We start from the raw sequence: 25,185 nt of genomic DNA on the forward strand, positions 1-25,185 counted from the left end.
CGGCCGCCCTGGACCGCTGTCATGGTGCGATCGCACCAAGGCTGGGTTAAATGACGGTGGCGAGAGCACAATAACCTCATGATCACTGTCCCTGACCTGGTCGTTGCGGTCGGACCGGCCCTGTTCGAGATCGTTGTCGCCGGGCACGGCGACGACGAGGTGCGTGACGTCTTCCTGGCCGACCCGCAGGAGTCCGCGACCGGGCAGCCGGGCGACCTGGTCCTCGGTTTCGGCCTGGGCAGCCCGGAGGAAGCAGTAGAGCTGCTGGAACGCTGTGCCGCCGGCCGGGCCTCCGGCATCATCCTGCGCACCGCACTCGCCCAGGACCCCGCTGTAGTGGCGCAAGCAGAGAAGCGGCAGCTCACATTGGTCGCACTGCAGCCGACAGTCACCTGGGCCCACGTGGTGTGGCTACTGCGGGGCGTGATCGACAGGGCGGCCGCGCCCGACTCCCCCGCCGCAGGCGACGCCGGAGTACACCAGGAGCTCTTCGCACTGGCTGATGCCGCTGCCGCCATCGTCGATGCGCCGGTGACGATCGAGGACAACCAGTCGCGCGTCCTGGCCTACTCGAGCCTCCATGACGTCTCTGACACTGACCCGACCCGGGTGTCGACGATTGTCGGCCGCCGGGTGCCTGCTGAGGTCATCGCGCACTTCAGGGCCCGAGGGATCTTCCGACGCCTCGCCCGGTCGAGTGAGCCCTTCCTTGTCCCCGACGGGCCCAACGGCATCCGCCCGCGGCTCGTAGTACCGGTTCGGGCCGGTGGTGAGTGGCTGGGGTCTATCTGGGCGGTAGTGGATGGCCCGGTGAGCGCAGAGGTGACTACTGAGCTGAGCAACGCGGCATCGGTCCTTGCACTCCATCTGCTGCGACTCAGGGCCCAGGCTGACGTCGCTAGGCGCAGTGCGATCGACAGGCTGCGTACTGTCCTGCGGCAGTTCTCCCCCGACAATCCACTCGACGTACGGCTGCCGTCGCCGCCGTGGCGGGTGGTAGCGCTCGGTTCGCCTGCCGCGTACGACGTACCGCAGGAGCTGGATCTGTGGGAGTCCACTGGTCGCCGCCACGGCTGGAGCGAGCCGCAGCTGGCCGACCTCGACGGCATCGTCCTAGCCGTCGTCTCGGATGGCGACGGCCCTGGGTCCTGGCGCTGGCTGCGCAAACTCGTCACCGACCTGGCCAAAGAATTCCCCGGTACTACGGCCGCCGCCGGCGGGCGTGCGCGTGGCCCGGCGGACCTACCGAGCTCCCGGGCGGAGGCGGTCGAACTGCTAGGCCTGGTACGCCGTGAGCTCGCGCCCGGCCCGGCGCTGCGGGTGGAGCAGGCTTGGCACATCCTGACCGTTCATCGAGCGGTCACCTCACTGGACACCACCAAGCTGGACGGCCCGCTCGCGACTTTGCTGCGGCACGACATCGAGCACGACACGGCATTCGTCGACACCTTGCAGGCCTGGCTGAACTATCCGGGCCAGCCGCAGCAAGCGGCCAAACAGCTGCATCTGCACACGAATACCTTGCGGCACCGGATGAAACGGATCGGCGAGATCGCCAAGCTGGATCTGGCCAATCCGCGCGAAAGGCTCGCCTTGCAACTGCAGATTGCCGCCGTCCGCACCGAGCACTGAGACGTAGGCCACAGGGCCAGGTAACAAGGCTTCATATTCCGGCAATGGATGGGCAACATCTGGCTGGCAATCTTTACCTCAGAAACACCGGGAACTTGTCCCAGCCTTTCACCAGGAGGCTGGGGCCAGATCGTTCCAGCCTTTCACCAGGAGGCTGGAGCAAACGGGCGAGCATTTCACCAGGATGCTCGGCCACCGTGCGGCCCGGCGATCGTCTGAGCGATCGCCGGGCCCGCGTGCGTTTCCAGCAGAATCCGCTACGCGAGTTGGTTGACGATGGCACCGAAAACCTTCGGCAGCCGCGCGGCCGCCGGGACGATGCGGGGAGCGAGCAACGACCTGTTGCGGGCCCAGAGCAACGAACCGGTGAGGAACCGGCACTCCCAGGACGCCCGCCGCCAAGCCGCCTCGTACGCCGCCGGCCGGTCGGCCTCGACGCACCGGACCAACTCGGCAGACGTTCGGAGCGCGACGGCGATGCCCTCGCCGGTCAGTGCGTCGACGTAGCCGGCCGCGTCGCCGACCAGCAGCACTCGGCCGGCGACCCGGCCGCGGACGCGTTGGCGCAGTGGACCGGCGCCCATCACGGAGGTCGCCTCGGTTGCGCCGGACAGTCGGCGCTTGAGGGCGGGGAAGGCTTCCAGATGAGAGTCGAAGGTGCCTTTCGCAGAGGTCAGGATCGCGACCCCGACGAGGTCGTCGGCGACCGGCGTCACGTAGGCCTCACCAAGAGACGACCAGTAGACCTCGACGAGATCGCACCACGGGCTGACGGCGTAGTGCCTCCGAAGCCCGCGCCGCGGCCCACTTTTGTCCTGCTCAGCACCCAGACCTAGCTGGCGGCGGATTGTGGAGTGGAGGCCGTCGGCGGCGGCTAGATAGCAGGCGGTGATTCCGGCGGCGGTGACCGAGTGCTGGTTTTGGGTGATGGTTTCGACGCGGACGGGGATGACAGGTACTTCCAGTTCGGCGAGCCGAGCCGCGAGGGCGCGCTGGAGGGTAGTACGGCGTACTCCGAGGCCTGGGCCCGCGTGGAAGCGGGCGTCGACCGCGTGCTGAGCGTCGAGGTACCGGATGCCATGGAAGGGGCGGCCCTCGAGCCGCACGCCCAACCGGTCCAAGTACTCCACCGCGCTGTGCGCGATTCCTTCGCCGCACGCCTTGTCGATCGGCGACCTGCGTGGCTCGACGACGGTCACCGACAGGCCGGCGAGCGCGGCCCGGATGGCAGTCGCCGCGCCGGCCGGGCCCGCACCGGCGACCAAGAGGTCGATCACTTCGTCAGCGCGGAGTCCAACGCTGCTTCCTCCGCGCGGATCCGGATCGTCAGCAGCGGGATGTTCAGCAGCAGGAACACCGCCGCCGTCACCCACGCCGTATGCACCAGCGGCAACGCGATCCCCTCCGCCACCACCGCGACGTAGTTCGGATGCCGGATCCACTGATAGGGGCCCTTAGCAACTAGCTTCAACCCCGGTACGACGATCACCCGGGTGTTCCACTGATGCCCGAGCACGCTGATGCACCACCAGCGCAACCCCTGCGCCAGCAACACGACGGCGAACATCGACCACCCGAGCGCCGGGATGAACGGCCGGTCGGCCACGATCGCCTCGACCAGACAGCCAGCCAGGAACCCGGTGTGCAGCACCACCATGAACGGGTAGTGCCCCTTGCCGGACTCCACCCCGCCCTGCTTGAAGCTCCAAGCCGCGTTGCGCAGCGAGACGACCAGTTCGGCCACGCGCTCGAGCCCGACGACCAGGACCAGGACGACGTACCACCACAACGACGAATCCATCACCACTCCAGGAGTACGAGCTCGGAACAGAAACCTGGGCCCATCGCGAGCAACACGCCCATCCCCGAAGGATCCAGGCGCAGGGTGTCACCGAGCACGTGCAGTACCGACGAGGACGACAAGTTGCCGACGGCGTCGAGTGATCGCCAGGTCAGTTCGAGCGCGCCCGGTCTCAGGTCCAGCGTCTCCGCGACGGCCTCGAGCACCTTCGGCCCACCCGGGTGACTCACCCAAGTACCGATCTCCGGAACAGTCAGGCCATGCTCCGCGAGGAACGCCGTGACGTCGCCGCCGAGATACTGCCGAACCACCTGCGGTACGTCGGCACCGAGCACGATCCGGAATCCGCCGGATCCGACGTCCCACCCCATCACCCGCTCCGAGTCGGGATAGAGCCGCGAACGCGTCGCCACCACAGACGGCCCCGAGGCCGCGGGATGCTCCGACCCCGTCAGTACTACGGCCGCCGCGCCATCGCCGAAGAGCGCGCCGCCCACCAAGTTCGGCAGCGACGAGTCATCACGCTGAAGCGTCAGCGAGCACAACTCAACCGACAGCAACACCGCCACATGCGTTGGCCACGCCTTGAGATAGTCGTGCAGCCGCGCGATCCCCGCCGCTCCGCCGACACATCCCAACCCGAACAGCGGCAGCCGCTTGACGTCTTCACGCAAGCCGAGCCGTACTGCGACACGCGCGTCGATCGACGGCGCGGCCACCCCGGTCACCGTGGTGAACATCAGGATGTCGACGTCATCCACAGTTAGCCCGGCAGCAGCCAACGCACCCGAGACAGCCTCGGCCCCCAGGTCGACCGCCACCGAGATCCACGCGTCATTGGCCTCGCCGAAATCCTTCAGTACGCCGTACCGCTCCAAGGGCAGCGCGAGATGCCGGTGGGACACGCCCGCGTTCGCGTGCAGCCGGCGGAGCAGCCCGACGCCCTTGCCGTCGGGCAGACAGATCTCGGCGAAGGCCTCGGTCAACTCGTGCTGCGGATAGCGGTGGGGCGGCAACGCCGCCTGCACCGAGGCAATCCGCGTCATCGTGGCATCGTTGGGTCGGTGACCCGGATGCGAGCCGTGCTGAGACCAGTGCGCGGGCTGGCGATGGCGAGCCATCCCGGGCCGACCGTTGCCGTCACCACCCTGGTCACTGTCGTCGCGTGGTCGGCGGGCCGAGACCTCGCCGGATGCTTGTCTGTCGCCGCAGCAATCCTCACCGGCCACCTCTCGATCGGCTGGAGCAATGACGCGATTGACGCAACTCGCGACACCAGTGTCCACCGAAACGACAAACCAATCGTCCTCGGACTGGTGAGTCGCCGGACGTTGTGGATCGGCGCGACCCTGATGCTGGTTGCCTGCGTCCCCCTGTCGCTGGCCAGCGGCTGGCTCGCCGGCCTCGCACATCTCGTCGGCGTGGCGGCCGCGTGGGGGTACAACCTGCGGCTCAAATCGACCCGGATCTCGTGGCTCCCGTACGCCGTGGCGTTCGGGCTGCTGCCGTCTTTCGTCACGCTCGGCACTTCGGGCACGTGGGCGCCATGGTGGGCGTCAGCCGCGACGGCGTTGCTCGGCGTCGGCGCGCACCTGGCGAACGTAGTACCGGATCTTGCCGATGATCTGGCGACCGGAGTCGAGGGCTGGCCGCAACGCCTCGGCCGACTAGCCCGGTACGCCGCTCCGCTGCCGCTCGCCACAGCAACCGCGTTGCTGGTGGTCGCCCCACCCGGCCCGGTCGGCGCAATCGGCTGGGCCACCCTGGCGGTGGTCGCAGTACTGCTGGTGGTGATCGTGGCCTGGAGAAATGCGCCGTTCCTCCTGACGATCGCGGTCGCCGCGGTGAGCATCGTTGCCCTGGTACTACACGGTGACGCCCTCACGAGCTAGTCGGCTGGTTTGAGAGGGGCGTTGCTGCCGAGGATGGCCGCTGTCAGCGCTTCGGCGGGCTCTTTGGCGGCTCGGGGGTTGGTGATGAGGACCAGGTCGATGGCGGGCAGCTCTGGAAGGCCGGCGCTGGGCGGCGGTTCGACCAGGTCAGCGGGCATGAGCGATCGGGCAAAGATGGCTATCCCCAGGCCGGCGCGCACGGCGGCGAGGACGCCGTTGACGCCGCGGACTATGCAGGTGATCCGGCACGAGCGGCCGGCCTGTTCGAGGGTCTGGACGCCGAGGGAGCGGCTGATGCTTGGCGCCTGGTAGGCGACCAGGGGCACGTGTCCGTCCGGCGCGATCCGCGTGCCCGCGATTCCGGCCCACACGAGCGGGTCTCGGCGTACCAGCCGGCCGTTGGGCTCGTAGCCGCCGCCGAGGCTGTGCTTGACGTAGGCGAGGTCGAGGTGGCCGGACTCGACCCGGCGGAGCAGATTGGGGCTCTGCGCAACGGTCAGCTCGAGATCGATCCGCGGGTAGAGCTGCCGGAAATCCCGCAGGATCCGCGGCAGCGGCGTCAGCGCGAGGTCGTCGGTGACGCCGAACCGCAGCCGCCCACGCAGCTCAGACCCGGTGAAGTACCCCGCCGCCTCCTCGTGCGCGGCGAGGATCGTCCGCGCGAACCCGGCCATCGCCTCGCCGTCGGCGGTCAGCGTGACGGTGCGCGTGTCGCGCACGAACAGCGGCCGCCCGATCGCCGTCTCGAGTTTACGAACATGCTGGCTGACCGTTGGTTGCCGGATGCCCAGACGTTCCGCGGCCTGGGTAAAGCTCAGCGACTGCGCCACCGCCAGGAACGTGCGCAACTGGTCCGGATCGTAGGCCACCATCACTCCTCAGGTACCGAGGTCATTGCGGTACGCAATAAGACTAATAGGAGTAATTCGCTGTCAGAATCCAGGTCCAAACCACGAGGATGGAGGTGACCGCCCCTGACAAGCCCACTTCCGTAGGGATGACTCTTGACCACCCGGGCCACCGGACCTGTCCACCCCGTCGCCGACTTCCACACCCACCGCACCACCACCAGTCCTGAGAACCGCCGCCAACGGCCAGGCTTCCGGGACACCTTCAGCGCCCTGCAGGTGCGCAACTTCCGCCTCCTGATCAGCGGCCTCTTCGTCAGCTCGACCGGCGGCTGGGTGCAGCGCATCGCCCAGGACTGGCTGGTCCTGACGCTGACCGGCAGCGCCACCGCGGTCGGCATCACCACCGCCCTGCAGTTCCTGCCCTCTCTCCTGCTCGGCATGTACGGCGGCGTCATCGCCGACCGCTTCCCCAAGCGCAAGGTGCTGCTCTGCACCCAGGCCACGATGGGTACGGCGGCAGCCATCCTGGCCGTGCTGGCGCTCACCGGTGAGGTCAAGGTCTGGCAGGTCTACGCGCTGGCCCTGTTCCTCGGCCTCGCGACCGCCGTCGACAACCCGACCCGGCAGTCCTTCGTCAACGAACTGGTCGGCAAGGAACGCCTCCGGAACGCGATCAGCATGGTCTCCTCGACGTTCCAGCTGGGCAGCCTGATCGGCCCGGCGCTCGGCGGCCTCCTGCTCGGCACGATCGGCACCGGCTGGGCCTTCGCGATCAACGCGGTCACGTTCTTCGGCTCGATCACCGCGCTGCTGATGATGCGCGAGCACGAGATGCCCGGACTGCAGGCTGCCCGCCGGGCCAGCGCGGGGATCCGGATGCGCGACGGCCTGCGCGACGGAGTGCGGTACGCGTTCCACGAGCCGGCCGTCCGGTGGGCCATCGCACTGGTCGGCATCTACGGCATGTTCACCATCAGCCTGCCGGTGACGCTCACCGCCTTCGCCGACCGCGTCTTCCACACCGGAGCCACCGGGTACGGCGTACTGAACTCCGTCGTTGCCGCCGGCGCGTTGACCGGAGCGCTGCTGTCGGCGCGGCGGGTCCGGCCGACCAGGCTGCGCAACCTGGTCGGGATCGCCTCGATCCTCGCGGTGACCGAAATGGTCGCCGCGATCCAGCCGTCGCTATGGACCTTCTTGCCGCTGCTCTGCGCACTCGGCATGGCCACGCTGATGTTCCTCACCGCGGCCCAGTCGATGGTCCAGCTGATCACGCCAGACGGACTCCGCGGCCGGGTCGCCGGCATCTACAGCCTGGTCTTCGTCGGCGGCGGCGCGATCGGCGGACCGACTGCCGGCTGGATCGCCGAGCACTGGGGTGCCCGTACTGCACTGTTGCTCGCCGGAATGATCCCGGCCGTCGCGACCCTCGCGATCGGCATCAAGCTGGCCCGGGCCGGCCGGTTCCGGGTGGTCGTGGTCCGGCCGCAGACCCGCTCACCCTGGTTGCAGCCGCCACGGCTCGGCCTGACCCAGACCGAAGTACGGATCGAACGGCCGGCCGCGCCGCGGATCGAGCGGCCGGCGACGATCGCCCGGCGTCAGCATCAGCGCAACGGCGACCACCCGCACCCCCGGCGTACCAGAAAGAAGCCGCTGCGGCACTACACGAGGTAGAACTCCGTGAGCCAGGACTGCCAGGCGTCTTCCAGGCGTTTGGCATCCTGGCCGGGGCCGTAGTAATGGTGGCCGAGGGCAACGGGCATCCCGAGCAGGCTGCGGTCGTGGAAGCGCAGCAGCGCGTTGTCGGTGCGGATGCCGAGGTGGCTCGGGCCGTGGTAGTCGACCTCGCCGATGACCGTGCCCAGGCCGTAGATGTCCAGCTCGACCTTGTCGCCGACCGCACCACCGATGGCGTCGCGCAGCTTCTGCCACGCCTCCGGAGTACCGGACCACGCGGGGCCTTCAGCAACTACATAGGTGGCGGGCACGCCGTTATAGCCCGACAGATAGACCTGCAGCGTGTGGAAGTAGAGGTCCCAGCCGCGCGCGGTCGCCTCGTACTCCGCTTCCCAGTCGTCGCCGGTGAATCCGGTCTGGACAAAACGCAGTACGGACGAACCGCCGTCACGCGCCTCGATCAGATACTCGAATGCACCCGCCTCGGCCTGGATGGCGAAACCGCGGCCGGGCTCCCAGCGCAGTACGACGCCATCGGCCGACACCCCGTTCTCGTCCGGCGCCGGGTTCATCGGCGCGAACCAGGCGGTCAACCCGGCCTCGGTCGCGATCGCGTCCCAGACCTGGTCAGGTGTCGCCTCCAGTGGGACCTCGACTTCAAGCCTGCGTTCCTCAGTCATCGTTGCTCTCCGGACTGTCGTGTCGGTTTCGGATGGACGGCCACCAGCAGCCGGTGGCTACGGCCATTCGGCGCGGACTCGTCGTGATACTTGGCCACCAGTACCCGCAACGCCTGCCCCAACTCGTCGGAGAAGGCAGCCCGATCCGCGGCCGTGGCGAACCTGACCTCGCCGTCGACCGCGAACGTCGCGGCACGCCAAAGGCGGCCCTCCCCCAGGAAGGGCCGCCTCGGCGGCGGTCTCGCGGCGGCGGCGCGAGACCGGATCAGGGAGCGTCGACCAGCTGGACCGGCGGGACCTTGACCGTGCGGTGGTGCAGGGTGCCGCCGAGGATGACCTTGCGCAGCGACACGTTGTTCTTGAGGTTGGACTCGAACAGCCGCTTCTCCGGGTTCGCGGCGACCTCGATGTAGTAGGTGCCGTTCGGCAGGCCGGTGATATCGAACGACTGCCCCGGCAACGACTGCACGTAGGTGTCACCGGAGCCGACGTCGAGGACCTCACGCACCGACAGCGACCCCTGGCTGCCACAGGCCGTGTGCAGGTCGGTGTTCATCGGGTGCCAGTTCGCGTTCTTCACCGTGTAGTCGATCGAGTCGGTCGCGGCCAGGCAGAAGGCCTCCTTCTGGCTGCGGACGACCTCGGTCTGCTTGGCGTTCAGCAGGCTGTACCGGGCGAAGTCCGTGAAGTGCCAGTGGGCGTGACCGTCGCGGGCATCCCACTCCATCGTGCCGGTCTTGGCGTAGCCGACCTCCTTGCCCTTCTCGTCGTAGAAGTACTGGTAGGCGTCCATCAGGTCCTTGCCCTTTTGCCGGAAGCCGTCGAGCACCAGAGTGGACGGTCCGGCGTTCCAGACGTTGGCGGAGAACTGCAGGAAGTCACGGCCGGCGCTCGGCGTACCGGCTTCGCCCGGGGCGACCACGATCTGCCAGGCCGGCAGGGATCGCAGGTCCGGCTTCGGGCCCTTCGGAACGCTCGCCTTGCCGGTCGGCCGCTGCGCGTGCGGCTTCGGCGCCGCCTTGGCCGGCTCACCCTCAGCCTTGGCGGCCAGCTTGGCCTTGGCCTTCGCGAAGGCCTGCCTGCAGCCGTCGTGACCGCAGTTCGCGGCCTCCCTGACCGTCACCTTCAGCGTCACGGCCGAGTCGTAGGCGCCGATCTTGAAGAGGTCGCGGTAGGCCTTGTTGACGGTCAGCTTCGCGGTGTACTTGCCGACTGGCAAGTCCACCCCGGCTTCGTCAAAGCCCACGGTGCTCGCCGACCAGCCGGCCTGCAGGCCCCAGACAGCGCCGAGTGTGAACGGGTTCGCAGTGCAGCCGTCCGGGTACGGCGAGGTGGCCGGCGCGTCCGGCCGGGTCCGCGATCCCTCGCCGTTCAGGCAGAAGGTGCGGTCCTTGTCGTAGACCTTCTTTCCCTTGGCATCGGTGACGGTCAGGTGCAGGAACTTGGCGAGCCCACCGAAGTCGGTGACCAGGCCGGCCGGCAACGCCTTCGCCTTGCCGTTGACGAGCTGGCTGGCGACGATCGGATCGCCATAGGACTTGCGGGTCGCGCGCACCTCGATCGGATTCTTGCCGGCCACCAGATGGGTGCCCAGATCCAGCAGCACGCCACCGTCGGGATACCGGTCCAGGGTCACTTCGGTGCTTCCGGCAACTAGTTTGAGCGGCGCGTCCGCGGCCGCCCGTGGTTGCGACGACGCTGCGCCCGCGGCCCCCGCCGCGAGCGCGACGAGTGTCGCGGCTCCGGTCACGGCCACCGCCGTACGACCGAACTTCCGTGAAATGTTGATGATCAATCCCCTCCCGTTCGGGCCGACCCGCCTCACACGGGTCATCGATCCCTTACGTGAGTACTGACCTCCAGCCGCCCGGCATTGTTGATCTCAGTTGGATGGCAGTTGTGTCACAGCGATCACTCACGGTAATCGCAGCCTGTTACTTGACGACGTAAATTAAACACCCCTAGGCTCGGCGCAAGTTTCCGCCACCCGATGGAGGACACACATGTCAGTACGCCGATCGCCGGGGCGCCGCCTGCGCCGTACCGGTGTGGTGACGATGGCCGCTCTCGCCCTGGTGTCGGCGGCGGCCGCGATCGTGCCGGCCAGCGCGACAGCACCGACCGCCAAGGCGCCGGTACCCGCGAAGTACCCGCAGGTCGCCGCCAAGCCCTACCTGGGCTGGAGCAGCTGGAGCCTGCAGTCCACCAACTATCCGGGGGTGAACCCCGACGGCCCGGGCAGCTTCATCAGCGAGAAGAACATCCTCGCCCAGGCCAACGCGATGGCCACCAAGCTGAAGCCGTTCGGCTACGAGTACATCAACATCGACGCGGGCTGGCAGCTCGGCGGCGACGAGTACGGCCGTCCGGTCGCGAACAAGGCCCGCTTCCCGCGCGGGATGAAGGCGGTCGGCGACGACCTGCACAAGCTCGGACTGAAGTTCGGCATCTACACCGTCGTCGGCCTCGGCTTCGACGTGTACCGCGAGGGCAACACCCCGATCCACGACGCTCCGGGCTGCTTCACCCGCGACATCGTGTACCCCGACCTGCGAACCACCAACGGCTGGGACCAGGCGTACAAGATCAACTACGCCAGCCCGTGCGCGCAGAAGTATGCCGACTCGATCGCGAACCTGTTTGCCGGCTGGGGCGTCGACTTCATCAAGATGGACGGCGTCGGCCCAGGCTCCTGGAAGGGTGCTCCGGACGACCCGAACCACAACAACACCGAGGACGTCGAGGCCTGGTGGCGCGCCGTCCAGAACGCCGGCCGCCCGATGCAGTACACGCTGTCGTGGTCGCTGAGCCACCGGTACGCCGAAACCTGGAAGCAGAACTCCAACGGCTGGCGGATCGACACCGATGTGGAGTGCTACTGCGACACGATCGTCCGCTGGGACAGCTCGGTGAAGCAGCGCTGGTGGGACCTGCCGCAGTGGATCGACGATGCCGGACCGGGTCACTGGAACAACCTCGACGCGATCAACGTCGGCGTCGGCGAGATGGATGGCCTGAACGAGGCCGAGCGGCAGAGCTACATGACGTTCTGGGCGATCAACGCCGCGCCGCTGTTCGTCGGTGACGACATGACCAAGCTCGACGCGTACGGTCTCAAGCTGCTGACCAACCGCGAGGTCATCGCGATCAACCAGTCCGGCAACCCGGCCCGGCCGCTGAACCAGGACCAGCTGCAGCAGACCTGGTACGCGAAGAACGCCGACGGCAGTGTCACGGTCGGCCTGTTCAACCTGGCAGAGACCCCGGCGACGGTGACCGGCGACTTCGGCCAGCTGGGCATCACCGGCAAGGCGACCGTCCGCGAGGTCTGGGCGAATCAGAACACGTCGAACGTGTCCGGCCAGGTCTCCGCGGCGTTGCCGGCGCATGGCTCGAAGCTGTACAAGATCTTCCCGAACAGCCTCGGCTCGGTGAGCAAGCCGGCTGATCTGACGGCGACCGACGTCAGCCGTACCACGATGTCGCTGACCTGGCGGCCGAGCACGAACGCGAAGTCCTACGCGGTCTACGCGAACGGCAAGCAGGTGGCGATCAGCACGACGACCAGCACCGTCGTCACCGGGTTGCTGCCGCAGACGCAGTACAAGTTCGAGGTGAAGGGTATCAACGGCAACAAGTCGTCCGACGCCAGCGCCGCGATCACCATGTTCACCGCTAAGGCGGGTGGACCGGTCCGGTACGAGGCTGAGGCCGCGAACAGCACGCTGACCGGCAACGCGAGTGCCAACGGCTGCACGTTGTGCTCGGGTGGCAAGAAGATCGGCAACATCGGCTACGACGCCTCGGTGACGCTGAACGACATCACCGTGCCGGCGGCCGGGACCTACCTGGTCAAGATCGCCTACACCGACGGCGACACGAGCCGGCAGAGCATGCTGACCATCAACGACGCCGACTCCTACTGGGTGAACTACCACGGCCTCGGCGACAACGACTGGGGTACGCCGCAGGTCGTCTACCTACCGGTCAAGCTGGCCGCGGGCGCCAACTCACTCAAGATCTCCAACCCGTCTGGCTACATCGCCGACATCGACTGGATCACCGTCTAGTCGTCCCCTCGAAGCAGGGGGCGGACCGCCTGCCCGCGGTCCGCCCCTGCCTGGTCAGATCGCCGAGGTGACGCCGCCGTCCATGGTGATGATCGCGCCGGTGACGTAGCCGGCCAGTGGGGAGGCGAGGAAGACCGCGACGTTGGCGATCTCGGCCGGCTCGGCCGCGCGGCCGATCGGGATCTCGCTGACCATCTCGGCGAGCAGTTCGTCCTTCGGCCGGCCGGTCGCCCGGACCGCGGCCTCGAGTCCTTCGTCCACGCGACCGGTCCGGGTCAGCCCGGGATTGATCACGTTCACCCGGACGCCGCGATCGGCGTACGCCTTGGCATAGCCGACGGAGGCAAGCATCAGCGCCGCGTTGGCCGCGCCGCCGCCGATGTGCAGCGGGCTCGCCGCCCGGCCGCCCTGGCCGACCACGTTCACGATCGTGCCGCTGCCGCGCTCGGCCATCCCGCGGACGACCGCTTCGGTCGCGTGCATATAGGTGAAGTACTTCGCTTCCATCGCCGCGTGCAGCGCCTTGCTGTCCAGCTCGGCCGCCGGCGTACGCCGGGCCGCTCCGGCACAGTTGATCAGGATGTCGGGGACGCCGATCCGCTCGAACGCCGCGGCCGACGCCTCCGGATCGGTGAGGTCGACCGCCTCGACCTCGAAGGTCAGCCCTTTCCCGGCGAGCTCCTGCTGGGCGGCGGCGAGGTTGGCGGGGTCGCGGGAGATGCCGATCACCTTCGCGCCCTCCCCGGCCAGCGCCTCGACGCAGGCCAGCCCGATCCCCTTGCTTGCTCCGGTCACCACGGCGGTCCGGCCAGATAGTTGAAGATCCACACCGTGAGCCTATCTCCCCGCAAAACAAGGTGATGAAGGCAACTATCCAGGGGCGGTAGGCAACGAATTGGAACTACTGGCCGGTCGGCCTTGATCCGGCCGGTACTATCAGTAATCAGATCGACACTCTTTGTTTCGACGTTCCGTTGCTGTCAGCACCTAACGCCGGAGGGACCCGTGCCGAGCATCTCACCCAACCACTCACCGCCTCCGTCCGAGCCTGCGCGCGACCGCAGCTCGTGGAGGTCCATCCTTCGCCATGACGTACCGGCCTCGCTGGTCGTCTTCCTGATCGCAATCCCTTTGTCGCTAGGGATTGCCGCCGCATCCGGAGCCCCGTTGATCGCCGGGCTCGTCGCCGCCGTCGTCGGTGGCATCGTCGCCGGTGCACTCGGCGGCTCCCCCTTGCAGGTCAGCGGTCCAGCCGCCGGCCTCACGGTCGTCGTGGCCAGCCTGGCCACGCAGTACGGCTGGGCCGCTACCGCGGGTATCACCTGCGCGGCCGGCCTTCTGCAGATCCTGCTGGGCGTCACCCGCATCGGCCGGCTCGCTCTCTCACTGTCGCCCGCCGTGGTGCACGGCATGCTGGCTGGAATCGGTGTCACCATCGCCGTCCAGCAGCTGCACGTGGTGCTCGGCGGACAGGCGCAGAGTTCCCTGATCGCCAACCTGGCAGGGCTTCCCGCGCAGTTGGTGGCCCATCACCCCGGATCCGTGCTGGTCGGGATCCTCACCGTGGTGATCTTGCTGGTCTGGCCCCGGCTACCCCGGGTCAGCATCGTTCCCGCACCCCTGGTCGCGGTGGTCGCCGTCACGGCGCTGGCCGCCGCGTTCATGGTCGACGTCACCCGCGTCGACCTGCCGGACGAACCGTTGAAGGAGCTCATCCTCCCCACGTTGCCGCACGGCGGACCACTCGAGATCGCGACGGCCATCCTGACCATCGCGCTCGTCGCCAGCGTCGAGTCGTTGCTCTCGGCCGTTGCCGTGGACAAGCTTCATCGCGGCAAGCGCAGCAACCTCGATCGCGAGCTGATCGGGCAGGGTGCGGCCAACGCGATCTCCGGTGCACTGGGCGGGATGCCCGTCACCGGCGTGATCGTGCGCAGTTCCACCAATGTCGCCGCCGGCGCCCGCACCAGGGCATCGGCGATCATGCACGGCGTCTGGATCGCGGTCTTCGTGCTCGCCGCGGGCGCGATGCTCGAGCTGATCCCGATGGCCGCGCTGGCCGGCGTTCTTCTGGTCACCGGCCTGCGTCTGGTCCAACTGGCCCACATCCGCATTCTCAGGCGCCACGACGAACTCCTCGTGTACGTCGTGACCGCGGCCGGCGTCGCCGTCCTGGGGCTGGCCGAAGGAGTGCTGGCCGGACTCGTTCTCGCTCTTGCCCGGGTGCTGTACCGGTTGGCCAGGGCAACGGTGACAGCGACCGAGGAGGACCGCGTCTGGATCGTCCGGATCCGCGGCACGCTGGTCTTCCTCGGGGTGGCGTCGCTGGTCCGGACGCTGCGCACGATCCCGGTGGGCGCGTCCGTCCGGGTGGATCTCCAGGTCAACCACCTGGACCACGCGGCGTACGAAGCGATCGAGGACTGGCGGCGCGGACACCTCGCGCGCGGCGGCTCGGTCGTCCTGAACCGATCGGCGTTCCGTGCCGCAATGCGTGGCGACTCGGGCCGCCGGATCATCCCCTGGCAGCAGCAACGCCAGGTGGTGCCGGAGGTCGACCAGCGGGCCGCCATGCTCGACGGGATCCGCGAGTTCGAGGCATCGGCCGAGCCGATCCGCCCGATGATGGCCCGGCTCGCGGCCACCGGTCAGCGGCCGACGCAGTTGTTCATCACCTGCGCCGATTCGCGCATCGTGCCGAACATGATCACCGCGACCGGGCCGGGCGACCAGTTCTGCGTCCGCAACGTCGGCAACCTCGTTCCGCCGTACGGGTCGAACAGCAACTCTGTCGACGCGGCAGTCGAGTACGCGGTCGAAGTACTGGGGGTCGCGTCGATCGTGGTCTGCGGTCACTCGCACTGCGGGGCGGCCGGGGCGGCGCTGGATGCTTCCAGTCTGGACGGTTCCGCGTTGCAGACCTGGCTGAAGCACCTGGAAGTGTCCGTACGCCGGTCCGCCGCGCTGCCCGACATCATCGACCCGGTGACCGGCATCAAACTGTCACCGGCCGACAAGTTGTCCGTCACCAACGTGGCGGTGCAACTGGAGAACCTGCGCAGTTTCGCCTGCGTCCGCAAGGCCGAGGAGGCGGGCCGGCTGGAACTGGTCGGCCTGTACTTCGACATCGGCGCGGCCGCGGCACGGCTGGTCGTCGAGCGCGAGCCCTACCTCGTGCGCGCCGACGAGGAACTGGCGGCCACCGCGACTCCACCGGCCGACACCTGATCGGCACCGGCGGGTGCGCTGTCCCGGCGCACCCGCCGGCTGTCGAAGAGCAGGACCAGCGGGATCGCCAGTGCGATCGCGATCAGGCCGTCGAGCCAGTAGTGGTTGGCCGTCACCACGACGACCGCGAACGTGATCACCGGATGCGCGATCCACAACCAGCGCCAGCGCGAACTGGTGGCGCGGATCAGGAACACCGCGACCATGAACGCCCAGCCGACATGCAGGCTCGGCATCGCCGCGAACTGGTTCGCCAGGCCGCTCTCGGCATCGGCGCTGTAGACCGACTGCCCGAGCAACTGCGCGGTGTCGATCCAGCCGTGCTGCGGAAACATCCGCGGCGGCGCGAGCGGGAACACCAGGTGCCCGAGCAGCGCCAGTCCGGTCAGCGACGCGAGCGCCCACCGGGCTTTCGCGTACTCCGCCGGGCGGCGGATCAGCAGCCAGAGCAAGACGATCGCGGTGAGCGGGAAGTGCACGCTCGCGTAGTACCGGTTCGCCGCCTGAGGCAGATCGGGCACCTGCAACGCGAGGCGCTGGACCTCGGCCTCGCTGGGCAGGCCCATCCAGGTCTGCAACTGCATCAGCGCGTCCGCGTGCTCGAAGGCAGATCCGGCGTGATGGGCCGAGATCAGCCGGCCGAGGTTGTAGATGCCGAAAAGAACGGCGAGCAGCACGATCTCGCGGATGATGCGTTTGCGGTCTGGCGCGCTGCGACACCAGTGGCGGTAGCTCCCCCAACGGCCTGCTGAGCGGCTCGAGAGTCGCCTGCGCCATGTCGCCCTCCCCTTGGAAACCGAACGCTCGTTCTCCGACTTCCAGACTGACGGTGAAGCCTAGGAGAAATCAAGAACGATCATTCGTTTTCCAGTGTGATCCCGACCGCATTTCTCCTCTTTCAAATTATCGCAACTTGCTGATAGTTGCGAAGAATATGAACGAGATCACACTTTGCCTAACCCACTGGGCACCCGATGCCGACCTTGGGCACCCGCCAGCCAGCTACCCGCCAGTACGACGACTGGCGGGTGCTCAAAGTCGAGCGGTGGGTTAGACGTGCAGGCGGCGGGAGGCGACCAGGGTGCCGGTGGCGTAGCCGTCGGCGCGAAGGAGTTGGCCGGGGGCGACGTCGGTGATGGCGATGCTGAGCGGGGCTCCGGTCAGGTCTTCGGAGCTGATCGGGCGGTCGTCGACATACAGGTCGACCCGGTCGAGGCCTTCCACGTCCAGCTCGACGGTCAGCGTCGTACCGGCGAGTGAGGTGGAGACGTCGAGCCGGCGGTTCGGCATCGCCGCGAGCAGCGCGCCGGCGGCGTCGAGGAGATCGACATTGCCTTCGAGCAGGTCAGCGCGCGTCAGCTGGTGGGTCGAGTCTGGCCGTACGCCGAGGTCCTCGACCGGCGTACCGGACAGGTCGCCGACGCGCAGGGTCCGGCGGATCGCGACCCGGAGATTCGCGCCGTTCGGCAGTGCCTCGTACGGCGAGGTCGGGTCCGGCGGCTGCGGCTCATTGAGCAGGGCGGCGAGCAATCCGTGGGTCCACACGTTCGCGCCACCCGCGCCGGTGTTGTTGTCGACGCCGAGGATGTGACCGATCTGGTGATCAGCGAACCCGGCCGCGAAGATGTCCGTCGCCGAGTAGACGCGCGCGTCGGTGATGAGAACGACCGGGCCGTAGTACGTCTGGCCGATCGCGTTCGCACCGTCCTCCGGGGTGATCGGCTTCGCAGCGGAGTACCCGGCGCCTGTCTCGGTGGCCAGGTCGAGCGAGTCGAACCAGGGACCGAGGTCGATGCCGGACGGGTTGTCCTTGTGCCGCCGGCAGAGCCGCAGGTTGAGCGGCGTACTGATGAACTGCACCGGCTCGGGCGAGATCCCGCGCGGCGTCATCGTCTGCAGGGTGAACTCGCTGGCGAAGATGTGCCCGCCGCCGTTGTCGCGGACGTCGACGATCAGGCCGTTCTGTGGCAGCGCGGCGGCGAGCCGGACGAACTCGTCGCGGAAGGCGATCGGGTCGTTCACGCTGAAGGTGAAGATGCGCAGCTGGCCGAAGGTGCCGTGCGCGGTGACCACCTCGCGGGCGCGGAAGACGCCGGGCATCGTCGTCGGCAGGTCCGCCGCACCGACTGCCTGCGGTTCGGCCAGCTCGGCCGAGCTCTTGCCCTTCTCCAGCTCGATCACCTCGCGAACGTAGAGCACCTTCTTGGCGCGCGCCTTCTCGTCGGAGTCGAGGTCGACCCCCATCGACGCCGAGGCCGGGGTGAGCGCGTCGAGATCGGTCATCGGCGGCAGGTTGGTCGTCACCTTCCACTGCTCGCGCAGTTCCCGGGCGGATCCGTCGAGACCGAGGTAGCTCATGGTCACCCAGTCCTCGTCCGGTGGCGACTGGACCACCAGCGGGCGCAACGTCAGCGACTCGAGTCCGCGAGCCAGGTTCGCGACATCGTTGCTGCCGGCGAACTGGGCACCGTTGAGGGCGACCGCCCGAGCGATCGGCGTACCGTTCCAGTGCGTCACTTCGGCACCGGCCCCGAACTGCTCGGCGGTGTAGCCGACGACGGTCCGGGTGACCAGGTAGTGCTCGCCGGCCTGGTCGAAGCACTTCTCGATCATGAACGGGAGAAAGGCGATCTTGCCCGCGAACGGCGCCGGCAGCAGGTAGTTGGTGTGCAGATCCCGCACCGAGTGGAAGACGCTCGACATCCGCCGGTGGAAGATCCACTCGGCCTCCATCGTCTCGGCCGTCTGGCGTTCCATCCTGGATCGCATCACTCGCAAACGCTGCAAGGGATTGACAGCGTGCATCGCGGCCTTGAGCGGCAGGTGCACGTAGTTCTGCTCGAGCACCAACAGGGCCTGGTCGACGAGCAACTTGCGCTGACCGAGCGACAGCGATCCGGCTGATTCGAGGAACTGCGGCAACGGGACGGCGGCGGCTTCCTGCGTGGCGACTGCTTTGCGAGTGGTGGCGGTGGCTTTGCGAGTTCGCGACATGACTTCCCCCCAAAAAAGGCGGCCCCTCCCCTGAGCCGCGGTTCCTCCACCGTGCGGCGGCGTCTGGGCGATGTCAACGCCTCGTTGTCCTCGTGGCCAACGGCGGCTCGTTCGACAACCATCGAAGACATGAGGATCAGACGTTTGGTGTTGACCATCGCGGTGGTGACCGGCGTCTGTACTGCGCCGGCTCTGGCTGAGGCAGCCGCTACGTTCCCCCGGATCGACGCGTCCGGGTTCCAGCTCGTCACGGGCGACACGTTCGCGACGTACGGCGCCCGGATCGCCGCGCTGGAGCAGAAGCCAGGACTCGCGCCGGTCGGCGTTACCGAAGTACTGGCCGCATCCAACCGGACCGGGCGCAACCTGTGCCATCCGACGTACCTGACGGCGTCTCTCAATCCGCAGGGGTTCTGCTGGCAGGACGGCGAGGACGATGACGCGAACGTCTGGATCCCGCAAGGCTTCACCGGGTCGGGCGATGCCCAGCCCGGCGGTGGCGCCCGCCGGATCGCGGCCGCCACCTGGCACAACGGCAACGACAGTGCGATCCGGGTGTCGTTCCTGGATCTGACCACCTACAAGTACCGGCACGTGCTGCTGGTCGAGCCGACCAGTACCGGCAACTTCGCGGCGATCGCCGGGCATGGGCACGGGATGTACTGGTCGGGCAACACGCTCGTCGTCGCCACGGGCGGGTCGGTACTGCGTACTTTCGACCTGCGGCACATCTGGCGGACCGACACCAGCACGGGCGAAGTCGGATTAGGTGCCGACGGCAAGTATCACGCGTTGTGGCATGCCTTTGCGTTGCCGCAGACCGGGGCCTATTGGTATGCGGGTGGCGGATGCGCCAACACCACGGGCGTGAAGCCGTGCTTTGCGAGTCTCGGGCTTGATCACTCGGGCACTGGGTCCTTCGTGGCCGCGGAGCACACCCAGCGGGGCGGTGGACGGATCGTTCGCTGGCCCGTCGACAAGGCGACCGGCCTTCCGGTGGTGAACGGTTCGGGAGTCGTGCAGGCCAGCGAGGCTTTCAACTCGCCGGTTTGGGGGATGCAGGGAGCTGTCTCGTACGCCGGGAAGTTCGTCGTCGCGGGGGTCTGCCCGGAGTACGCGGACAACATCGGGGATGGCGTGGACTACCCGAGCTGCCTGCATCGGGGTACCGGCGGGGTGTCGACCAGCGTGTGGACGAAGGCCCCCAAGAACACGGAGAACCTGGCGTACTGGCCGGCCACCAACGAGCTTTGGCTGCTCAGCGAGCAACTGCGCGAGCGGGTGACCGTCCACATCCCTTGGAGCTAAGGAATACGAGGGCCCAGGAACAAACCACCGCTGGCGTCGATGACCTGACCGGTGATCCAGCGCGCCTCGTCGGAGGCGAGGAAGGTGACGATGTCGGCGACGTCGCCGGGCTCGCCCAGACGGTCGAGGGCTGTCCCGGCGGCGATCTGGGCGACCAGACCCGGGGCGTCGAAGCTCGCTCCATTGGTGGCCGACCGGGTGGCGCCGGGCGCGACCGCGTTCACCGTGATCCCCTGGACGCCGAGCTGGTTGGCCAAGGTCATCGTCATCGTCTCGATCGCGCCCTTCGTCATCGCGAACGAGGTCTGACCCGGGTTCGCCATCCGGGTCGCCACGGACGAGAGCTTGATGACGCGGCCGCCCTCGGGCAGCAGCGGCAAGGCCCGCTGGATGATGAAGTACGGCGCTCGCACGTTCACCGCGAAGAGGTGGTCGAACTCCGCCCGGGTCGTGATTCCGAGCGGTCCCGCCGGCGCGGCCGCCGCGTTGTTGACGAGGATGTCGAGCGGCCGCCCGGCCAGGATCGATTCGACTCCCGCGAAGAGCGTCTCGGCGTCATCGTCCACACCCAGCTCCGCCCGTACGGCGTACGCGGTCCCGCCGGCCCGCTCGATCTCCTCGACCGTCGCCGCCGCGGCTTTCGGGAGCACCAGCGCCGAGGGCTGACCACCAGCTTGCAAGGCTTGACCACCTGCCTGTAAGGATGGGCTGATGGGTGAGGTTTGGGACAACATCACGACCACGCAGCCGGATCCTTCGGTGACAGTGGTGATCGGCACTGCCGTCGTCGCGCTGCTCCTCATCGCCTGGCGCCCGATCTGGCGCCAGACGCGGCAGGTGGTCACCATCGCCCACGAAGGCGCCCACGGCCTCATCGCACTTCTCGTCGGCCGTCAGCTCGCCGGCATCCGGCTGCACTCCGACACGTCGGGCGTGACGGTCTCGCGCGGCAAACCAGACGGTGCCGGCATGATCGCCGTCCTGCTGGCCGGCTACCCCGGTCCTGCACTCTTCGGTCTGGGGGCGGCCTTCGTCCTGGGCCGCGGGTACGCCGTCGCCCTCCTCTGGGGGCTCCTCCTCGCGCTTCTCCTGCTGCTACTCCAGATCCGCAACCTCTTCGGCCTCTGGTCGGTCGTCGCGTTCGGCGCTCTGGTGTTCGCGGTTTCCTGGTGGGGATCGGAGCAGGTGCAGTCCGGTTTCGCGCAACTCCTGACCTGGTTCCTCTTGCTCGCCGCTCCACGCGCGGTGCTGGAGCTGCAGCGCTCCCGCCGGTATGGCGGCGGCCGCAGCTCCGATGCGGATCAGCTTCGGCGAATGACCGGCGTACCGGCGATCCTTTGGGTTGGCTTCTTCGGGATCGTCACGCTCGCCTGTCTCGCGCTCGGCGTGGTCTGGTCCGGCGTACTGCCCGACTAGCCGCGCTCTGTCAGCCGGCGGGCAAGCCCACCAGTGGTGGGCTTGAACACCTTCTGGTGACCTTGAACAGGGCAGACCTTGTTCAAGGTCGCCGTTAGGGGTCCGAGCCCACCACTGGTGGGCTCGCGGCCGAAAGGTCGGCGGCGACCAGTGCCCTGGGCACAACATCGGGAGGATCCGGACGTCCGCGCATACCCATCTCCGGCCAGCAAACGCTTCCCTCGGCGTGTCGAGGCATCGGGGCCGGGTCGTGCGTGCGCCGCCGTCCGCGCCTTCGCTCCGGGCCGTGCCTACGGGCGGCCTCGTTGAAGCACCTCCCCGAACCGCCTAGCGGGCTCTGGGGCTGCCCCTGCCTGCGGGTTGGCCCTGCGAAGTACCTCAACTGGCTTTGGGGCTGGCCGTGGCTGGTTAGCCGCGGCCGCCTTCGATCGGGCGGTCGCGTTGGGTGGTGCCGGGGCCGCCGTACGGGTAGTCGGCCGCGCCCGGGTTGCTGGCATGGTCGAGATGCTCGGTTTCTTCGGCCGTGAGGTGCAGGTCGGCCGCGGCGAGGTTGTCGTCGAGTTGCGCGGTGGTGCGGGCGCCGAGGATCACCGACGTGATCGCCGGCCGGTCGACGAGCCAGGCGAGTGCGACCTGGGCCATCGAGATACCGCGAGCTTCGGCGATCACGCGGACCGCCTCGACGACGTCGCGGACGCGTTGGTTCTGGCTGCGCCGATGCCAGGACTCGACGCCGCGGTTCGAGTCCTCACCCAACCGGGTCGCGCCGGTCGGCTCCTCGTCGAAGGAGTACTTGCCGGTCAGCCAGCCGCCACCGAGCGGCGACCACGGCAGCAGGCCAAGACCGTTCTCCTGCGCGGCCGGGATGATCTCCCACTCGATCTCCCGCACCAGCAGGTTGTACTGCGGCTGCAGCGTGACCAGTGGCGACCAGCCGCGCCGGTCGATCAGGTCGCACGCCTTCTGCAGTTGCCATCCGGTGAAGTTCGACACCCCGCCGTACAGGATCTTCCCGGCCCGTACTGCGTCCTCCAGGAAGCTCAGGCTCTCCTGAAGCGGCGTGATCGGGTCCCACGCGTGCAGCTGGTACAGGTCGACGTGATCCACCCCGAGCCGGGTCAGTGACGCGTCGAGCGCCTTGCGCAGATGACGCCGCGACGTACCGACATCGTTCGGCAGGTCCCCGATCGGGAACCGCCCCTTGGTCGCCAGTACTACGGTCTCGCGCGCGCCCGACTTTGCCAGCCAGCTGCCGATGATGTTCTCCGAGGCGCCGGCCGTGTAGACGTCGGCCGTGTCGACGAAGTTGCCGCCGGACTCGACGTACCGGTAGAGCTGCTCATGCGAGCCGGCCTCGTCGGTCTCGTTGCCGAACGTCATCGTGCCCAGCGCGTAGGTGGAAACGACAGTGCCGCTGCTGCCCAGAGTGCGGTATTCCACGACTGCTCCTCGCTCGAGACGAATGTCCTGACAACACTAGACCGCAACAGCCACGACCTCAGAGAGCCACGGTGACGTCGATCTCGACGAGTTGGCCGGGGAAGCCAAGCTGGGCGACGCCGAGGAGCGTGCTGGCGGACGTGAAGGCCGGGGCAAGGGGCGACTCGCTGAGCTGCGCCCAAACCCCGGCCAGGTCGGACCGGTCGGCGCTGTTCACGTAGATGACCGTCCGCACCACGTCCTCCGGGGTAGCACCCGCAGCGGCTAGCGCGATCAGGATGTTGTCGATGACCTGCGCTGTCTGCCCGGCCAACCCGCCCTCGGCAAGCACGCCGGACGGGTCCAACGGGCACTGGCCCGCAAGGTAGATCAAGGTGTCCGCGTGCACCTTCGTCAGATGGTGGTAGCCGGGTGTCGGATGCAGTCCGTCGGGATTCGTTCGTTCGATGGTCACCTCGCGAGCCAACGCGAACAGATCGCCTTGGTCAACAGAATTGTCGGGTGCGCCGGAACTGTCCGAGGCGGCCAGTAGCCTGGCGGGGTCCGCGTGATGAAGGGGAATTTCGATGAACACCAGCGAACTGCTGCTCGATGCTTTCGGCCGGATCGAGGAGGTCGTGCGGGAAGCCGTCGACGGCCTCGACGACAAGGCGCTCGCCACCCGGCCCGAGCAGACCGGCAACTCGATCGGCTGGATGATCTGGCACCTCACCCGGATCCAGGACGACCACCTAGCCAACGCGGGCGGGTATGAGCAGGTGTACACGACCGGCGGCTGGCATGAGCGACTCGGTCTCCCGTTCGACGCCGCCGACACCGGCTACGGGCACACCTCCGACGACGTCGCCGCGGTGCAACTGTCGGCCGAGCAACTACTCGGGTACTACGACGCCGTGCACGCCCGCAGCCTCGAGTACCTGAAAGGTCTGACCGACGACGACCTCGACCGGATCGTCGACACGAACTGGAACCCACCGGTGACGCTCGGAGTCCGCCTCATCAGCGTGCTGGGCGACGACCTCGAGCATGCCGGCCAAGCGGCGTACGTGCGAGGCCTGCTCAGCTGAGAGTGGTCTTCCACAGCGAAGCGGGCCGGTCGGCGGGACCGGCCAGCAGGTAGAGCGTCTTGCCGACCAGTGCGGCGTCCTTCACCACGCCCTCCGGCCCGGTCGACTCCTGCACCGTCCAACTGCCGTCGTGCCCGCTGACCACCTTCACCTTGTTGCCTTCAGCAATCACTTGGTAGAGGTGCCCGTTGTCGTCGACGGGCGGCGGCAGCTTGTCCTTGTCGCCGACGGCGATCGCCGGCACGTTCTGCAGCCGCTTGCCCTGACTACCGTCGATCTGCCAGATCGCGAGCTTGTTGTCGACGAAACCGGAGATCGTGCAGGCGGTGGCCGTAGTACAGGACGCTGTATTGCCCTGACTGCGACCGCCCAGCTCCGGGAGTACGACCCGGCTCCAGCCCTGGTTGACGCTGGTCGATCGCCAGACGGCCGCCTCCTGCTGGACCACGTTCGGCGCGAGCCGGACCTGCGAGCCGGTCAGCAGGATGCCCTTGCCGGCTGCAGTGCCGTAGTTCGGGCTGAGCAACAGCGCCGGCACGCTCTCCAGCACGGTCTTCGCCGAAGGCTGCCGCACCCACTTGGTGCTCCCTTGCGGCAACCAGACCGCCCCGTCCAGCCCGGTCTGCGCGCTCCCCCACGAGCCGGCCAAGGCCTGACCGGCCGGCGTGATGATCGCGGAGTACAGGGCTCCCGCGGTCTGCCCGCCGAAGGTGTTGAACTCCTGCGGGTACTCCGTCAGCGCCTTCGCGGAGCCGGTCCACACGGTCCAGCGGGTGTTGGAGTGGGCACCACCTGAGGCACCACCCAGGGCGAGCAACCGCTGACCGTCGTACGCGATCGACTGCCAGGTCGCCTCGATCGCGTACGGGCTCTTGGCCTCGATCTTGATCTCCTGCCGACTGCCGTTCGCCTGCTGCAGCAGCAGTCTGGGCACGACCTTCGCCTTGCGATCGCGCAGCCCGATCAGCAACTCGTCGCCATGCCCGGTCAGTACTACGGGCTCGGCCGGCAACTCGACCTTCGTCCACGCCACCGGCTGGGGTGGCGACGCGGCCTTGTCCTCGGTGCAACCGGCGATCGTCAGTACAAGCGCGCCCGCGACGGCGGCTAGGCGGAGGCCGTTCAC

The 25,185-nt window shown here is 68.1% G+C and carries 21 protein-coding genes; 8 read left to right on the forward strand and 13 right to left on the reverse strand.

Annotated elements, in window-relative coordinates; all coding sequences use genetic code 11:
- Positions 1-78: 78 nt before the first annotated feature.
- Entirely contained in the window at positions 79-1,632 is a 1,554-nt protein-coding gene (locus A3ES_RS0105870) for a PucR family transcriptional regulator (RefSeq protein ID WP_020385852.1), read from the forward strand.
- A gap of 257 nt (positions 1,633-1,889) precedes the next feature.
- Here A3ES_RS0105870 and A3ES_RS0105875 read toward each other — a convergent pair whose 3' ends face one another.
- The 3 genes from A3ES_RS0105875 to A3ES_RS0105885 are packed head-to-tail and all read right to left on the reverse strand — an operon-like array spanning position 1,890 to position 4,479.
- Positions 1,890-2,909, reverse strand: coding sequence for an NAD(P)/FAD-dependent oxidoreductase (locus A3ES_RS0105875; RefSeq protein ID WP_020385853.1), 1,020 nt, complete (start codon positions 2,907-2,909; stop codon positions 1,890-1,892).
- On the reverse strand, positions 2,906-3,433 hold the full coding sequence (locus A3ES_RS0105880) for an isoprenylcysteine carboxyl methyltransferase family protein (protein WP_020385854.1): 528 nt from the start codon (positions 3,431-3,433) through the stop codon (positions 2,906-2,908). Before A3ES_RS0105880 ends, A3ES_RS0105875 begins: the two co-directional genes overlap by 4 nt.
- Positions 3,433-4,479 (reverse strand): type III polyketide synthase, encoded by a 1,047-nt coding sequence (locus A3ES_RS0105885; RefSeq protein ID WP_020385855.1) that lies wholly within the window; start codon positions 4,477-4,479, stop codon positions 3,433-3,435. Before A3ES_RS0105885 ends, A3ES_RS0105880 begins: the two co-directional genes overlap by 1 nt.
- 27 nt (positions 4,480-4,506) lie before the next feature.
- Here A3ES_RS0105885 and A3ES_RS0105890 point away from each other — a divergent pair, with 27 nt between their 5' ends.
- A complete protein-coding gene (locus A3ES_RS0105890) occupies positions 4,507-5,325 on the forward strand; it encodes a UbiA family prenyltransferase (RefSeq protein ID WP_040454085.1) in 819 nt (272 codons plus the stop codon).
- On the opposite strand, the gene A3ES_RS0105895 is transcribed toward A3ES_RS0105890, so the two are convergent.
- Entirely contained in the window at positions 5,322-6,197 is an 876-nt protein-coding gene (locus A3ES_RS0105895; protein ID WP_020385857.1) for a LysR substrate-binding domain-containing protein, read from the reverse strand. The two genes, A3ES_RS0105890 and A3ES_RS0105895, sit on opposite strands and share 4 nt — an antisense overlap.
- Before the next feature lie 132 nt (positions 6,198-6,329).
- Here A3ES_RS0105895 and A3ES_RS0105900 point away from each other — a divergent pair, with 132 nt between their 5' ends.
- Positions 6,330-7,853, forward strand: coding sequence for an MFS transporter (locus tag A3ES_RS0105900; RefSeq protein WP_020385858.1), 1,524 nt, complete (start codon positions 6,330-6,332; stop codon positions 7,851-7,853).
- On the opposite strand, the gene A3ES_RS0105905 is transcribed toward A3ES_RS0105900, so the two are convergent.
- Entirely contained in the window at positions 7,841-8,536 is a 696-nt protein-coding gene (locus tag A3ES_RS0105905) for an SRPBCC family protein (RefSeq protein WP_020385859.1), read from the reverse strand. The two genes, A3ES_RS0105900 and A3ES_RS0105905, sit on opposite strands and share 13 nt — an antisense overlap.
- Before the next feature lie 265 nt (positions 8,537-8,801).
- On the reverse strand, positions 8,802-10,370 hold the full coding sequence (locus tag A3ES_RS0105910) for a lysyl oxidase family protein (RefSeq protein WP_083933220.1): 1,569 nt from the start codon (positions 10,368-10,370) through the stop codon (positions 8,802-8,804).
- 169 nt (positions 10,371-10,539) lie between these two features.
- On the opposite strand from A3ES_RS0105910, the gene A3ES_RS0105915 reads away from it, so the two are divergent.
- Positions 10,540-12,606, forward strand: coding sequence for a fibronectin type III domain-containing protein (locus A3ES_RS0105915; RefSeq protein WP_020385861.1), 2,067 nt, complete (start codon positions 10,540-10,542; stop codon positions 12,604-12,606).
- Positions 12,607-12,660: 54 nt separating this feature from the next.
- Here A3ES_RS0105915 and A3ES_RS0105920 read toward each other — a convergent pair whose 3' ends face one another.
- Complete coding sequence (locus A3ES_RS0105920; RefSeq protein WP_026162587.1) at positions 12,661-13,434, reverse strand: SDR family NAD(P)-dependent oxidoreductase; 774 nt, start codon at positions 13,432-13,434, stop codon at positions 12,661-12,663.
- Positions 13,435-13,611: 177 nt separating this feature from the next.
- On the opposite strand from A3ES_RS0105920, the gene A3ES_RS0105925 reads away from it, so the two are divergent.
- Positions 13,612-15,834 (forward strand): bifunctional SulP family inorganic anion transporter/carbonic anhydrase, encoded by a 2,223-nt coding sequence (locus tag A3ES_RS0105925; protein WP_026162588.1) that lies wholly within the window; start codon positions 13,612-13,614, stop codon positions 15,832-15,834.
- Here A3ES_RS0105925 and A3ES_RS0105930 read toward each other — a convergent pair.
- The gene (locus A3ES_RS0105930; protein WP_020385864.1) at positions 15,774-16,511 is read right to left on the reverse strand and encodes a phosphatase PAP2 family protein; all 738 of its coding nucleotides are present in this window, start codon (positions 16,509-16,511) and stop codon (positions 15,774-15,776) included. The two genes, A3ES_RS0105925 and A3ES_RS0105930, sit on opposite strands and share 61 nt — an antisense overlap.
- A 373-nt stretch (positions 16,512-16,884) precedes the next feature.
- Positions 16,885-18,828, reverse strand: coding sequence for a S41 family peptidase (locus A3ES_RS0105935; protein WP_020385865.1), 1,944 nt, complete (start codon positions 18,826-18,828; stop codon positions 16,885-16,887).
- Positions 18,829-18,957: 129 nt separating this feature from the next.
- On the opposite strand from A3ES_RS0105935, the gene A3ES_RS0105940 reads away from it, so the two are divergent.
- Complete coding sequence (locus A3ES_RS0105940; RefSeq protein ID WP_026162589.1) at positions 18,958-20,136, forward strand: hypothetical protein; 1,179 nt, start codon at positions 18,958-18,960, stop codon at positions 20,134-20,136.
- On the opposite strand, the gene A3ES_RS0105945 is transcribed toward A3ES_RS0105940, so the two are convergent.
- Positions 20,133-20,816: an SDR family oxidoreductase gene (locus A3ES_RS0105945; RefSeq protein WP_020385867.1), complete on the reverse strand. Its 684-nt coding sequence runs from the start codon at positions 20,814-20,816 to the stop codon at positions 20,133-20,135. The two genes, A3ES_RS0105940 and A3ES_RS0105945, sit on opposite strands and share 4 nt — an antisense overlap.
- 31 nt (positions 20,817-20,847) lie before the next feature.
- Here A3ES_RS0105945 and A3ES_RS0105950 point away from each other — a divergent pair, with 31 nt between their 5' ends.
- Positions 20,848-21,552 (forward strand): M50 family metallopeptidase, encoded by a 705-nt coding sequence (locus A3ES_RS0105950; protein WP_020385868.1) that lies wholly within the window; start codon positions 20,848-20,850, stop codon positions 21,550-21,552.
- Between the two features lie 408 nt (positions 21,553-21,960).
- Here the strand turns inward: A3ES_RS0105950 and A3ES_RS0105955 are convergent, their stop codons facing one another.
- Together A3ES_RS0105955 and A3ES_RS0105960 are read right to left on the reverse strand one after the other, a co-directional pair.
- Complete coding sequence (locus A3ES_RS0105955) at positions 21,961-22,992, reverse strand: aldo/keto reductase (protein WP_020385869.1); 1,032 nt, start codon at positions 22,990-22,992, stop codon at positions 21,961-21,963.
- Between the two features lie 58 nt (positions 22,993-23,050).
- Positions 23,051-23,446, reverse strand: a complete 396-nt coding sequence (locus A3ES_RS0105960) for a RidA family protein (protein WP_020385870.1) — start codon at positions 23,444-23,446, stop codon at positions 23,051-23,053.
- 112 nt (positions 23,447-23,558) lie between these two features.
- Between A3ES_RS0105960 and A3ES_RS0105965 the strand changes: the two genes are divergently transcribed.
- A complete protein-coding gene (locus A3ES_RS0105965; protein WP_020385871.1) occupies positions 23,559-24,059 on the forward strand; it encodes a mycothiol transferase in 501 nt (166 codons plus the stop codon).
- Here A3ES_RS0105965 and A3ES_RS0105970 read toward each other — a convergent pair.
- The gene (locus A3ES_RS0105970; RefSeq protein ID WP_020385872.1) at positions 24,052-25,185 is read right to left on the reverse strand and encodes a hypothetical protein; all 1,134 of its coding nucleotides are present in this window, start codon (positions 25,183-25,185) and stop codon (positions 24,052-24,054) included. The genes A3ES_RS0105965 and A3ES_RS0105970 overlap by 8 nt on opposite strands.

Origin of the sequence: Kribbella catacumbae DSM 19601 (assembly GCF_000372465.1) — a bacterium.
Taxonomy (GTDB): Bacteria; Actinomycetota; Actinomycetes; order Propionibacteriales; family Kribbellaceae; genus Kribbella; species Kribbella catacumbae.

Excerpts from the sequence above, each read along its gene's own strand:
- A3ES_RS0105870 (WP_020385852.1), top strand. The coding sequence starts at position 79 with ATGATCACTGTCCCTGACCTGGTCGTTGCGGTCGGACCGGCCCTGTTC.
- A3ES_RS0105880 (WP_020385854.1), bottom strand. The coding sequence starts at position 3,433 with ATGGATTCGTCGTTGTGGTGGTACGTCGTCCTGGTCCTGGTCGTCGGG.
- A3ES_RS0105885 (WP_020385855.1), bottom strand. The coding sequence starts at position 4,479 with ATGACGCGGATTGCCTCGGTGCAGGCGGCGTTGCCGCCCCACCGCTAT.
- A3ES_RS0105890 (WP_040454085.1), top strand. The coding sequence starts at position 4,507 with ATGCGAGCCGTGCTGAGACCAGTGCGCGGGCTGGCGATGGCGAGCCAT.
- A3ES_RS0105895 (WP_020385857.1), bottom strand. The coding sequence starts at position 6,197 with ATGGTGGCCTACGATCCGGACCAGTTGCGCACGTTCCTGGCGGTGGCG.
- A3ES_RS0105905 (WP_020385859.1), bottom strand. The coding sequence starts at position 8,536 with ATGACTGAGGAACGCAGGCTTGAAGTCGAGGTCCCACTGGAGGCGACA.
- A3ES_RS0105910 (WP_083933220.1), bottom strand. The coding sequence starts at position 10,370 with ATGACCCGTGTGAGGCGGGTCGGCCCGAACGGGAGGGGATTGATCATC.
- A3ES_RS0105915 (WP_020385861.1), top strand. The coding sequence starts at position 10,540 with ATGTCAGTACGCCGATCGCCGGGGCGCCGCCTGCGCCGTACCGGTGTG.
- A3ES_RS0105935 (WP_020385865.1), bottom strand. The coding sequence starts at position 18,828 with ATGTCGCGAACTCGCAAAGCCACCGCCACCACTCGCAAAGCAGTCGCC.
- A3ES_RS0105940 (WP_026162589.1), top strand. The coding sequence starts at position 18,958 with ATGAGGATCAGACGTTTGGTGTTGACCATCGCGGTGGTGACCGGCGTC.
- A3ES_RS0105950 (WP_020385868.1), top strand. The coding sequence starts at position 20,848 with ATGGGTGAGGTTTGGGACAACATCACGACCACGCAGCCGGATCCTTCG.
- A3ES_RS0105965 (WP_020385871.1), top strand. The coding sequence starts at position 23,559 with ATGAACACCAGCGAACTGCTGCTCGATGCTTTCGGCCGGATCGAGGAG.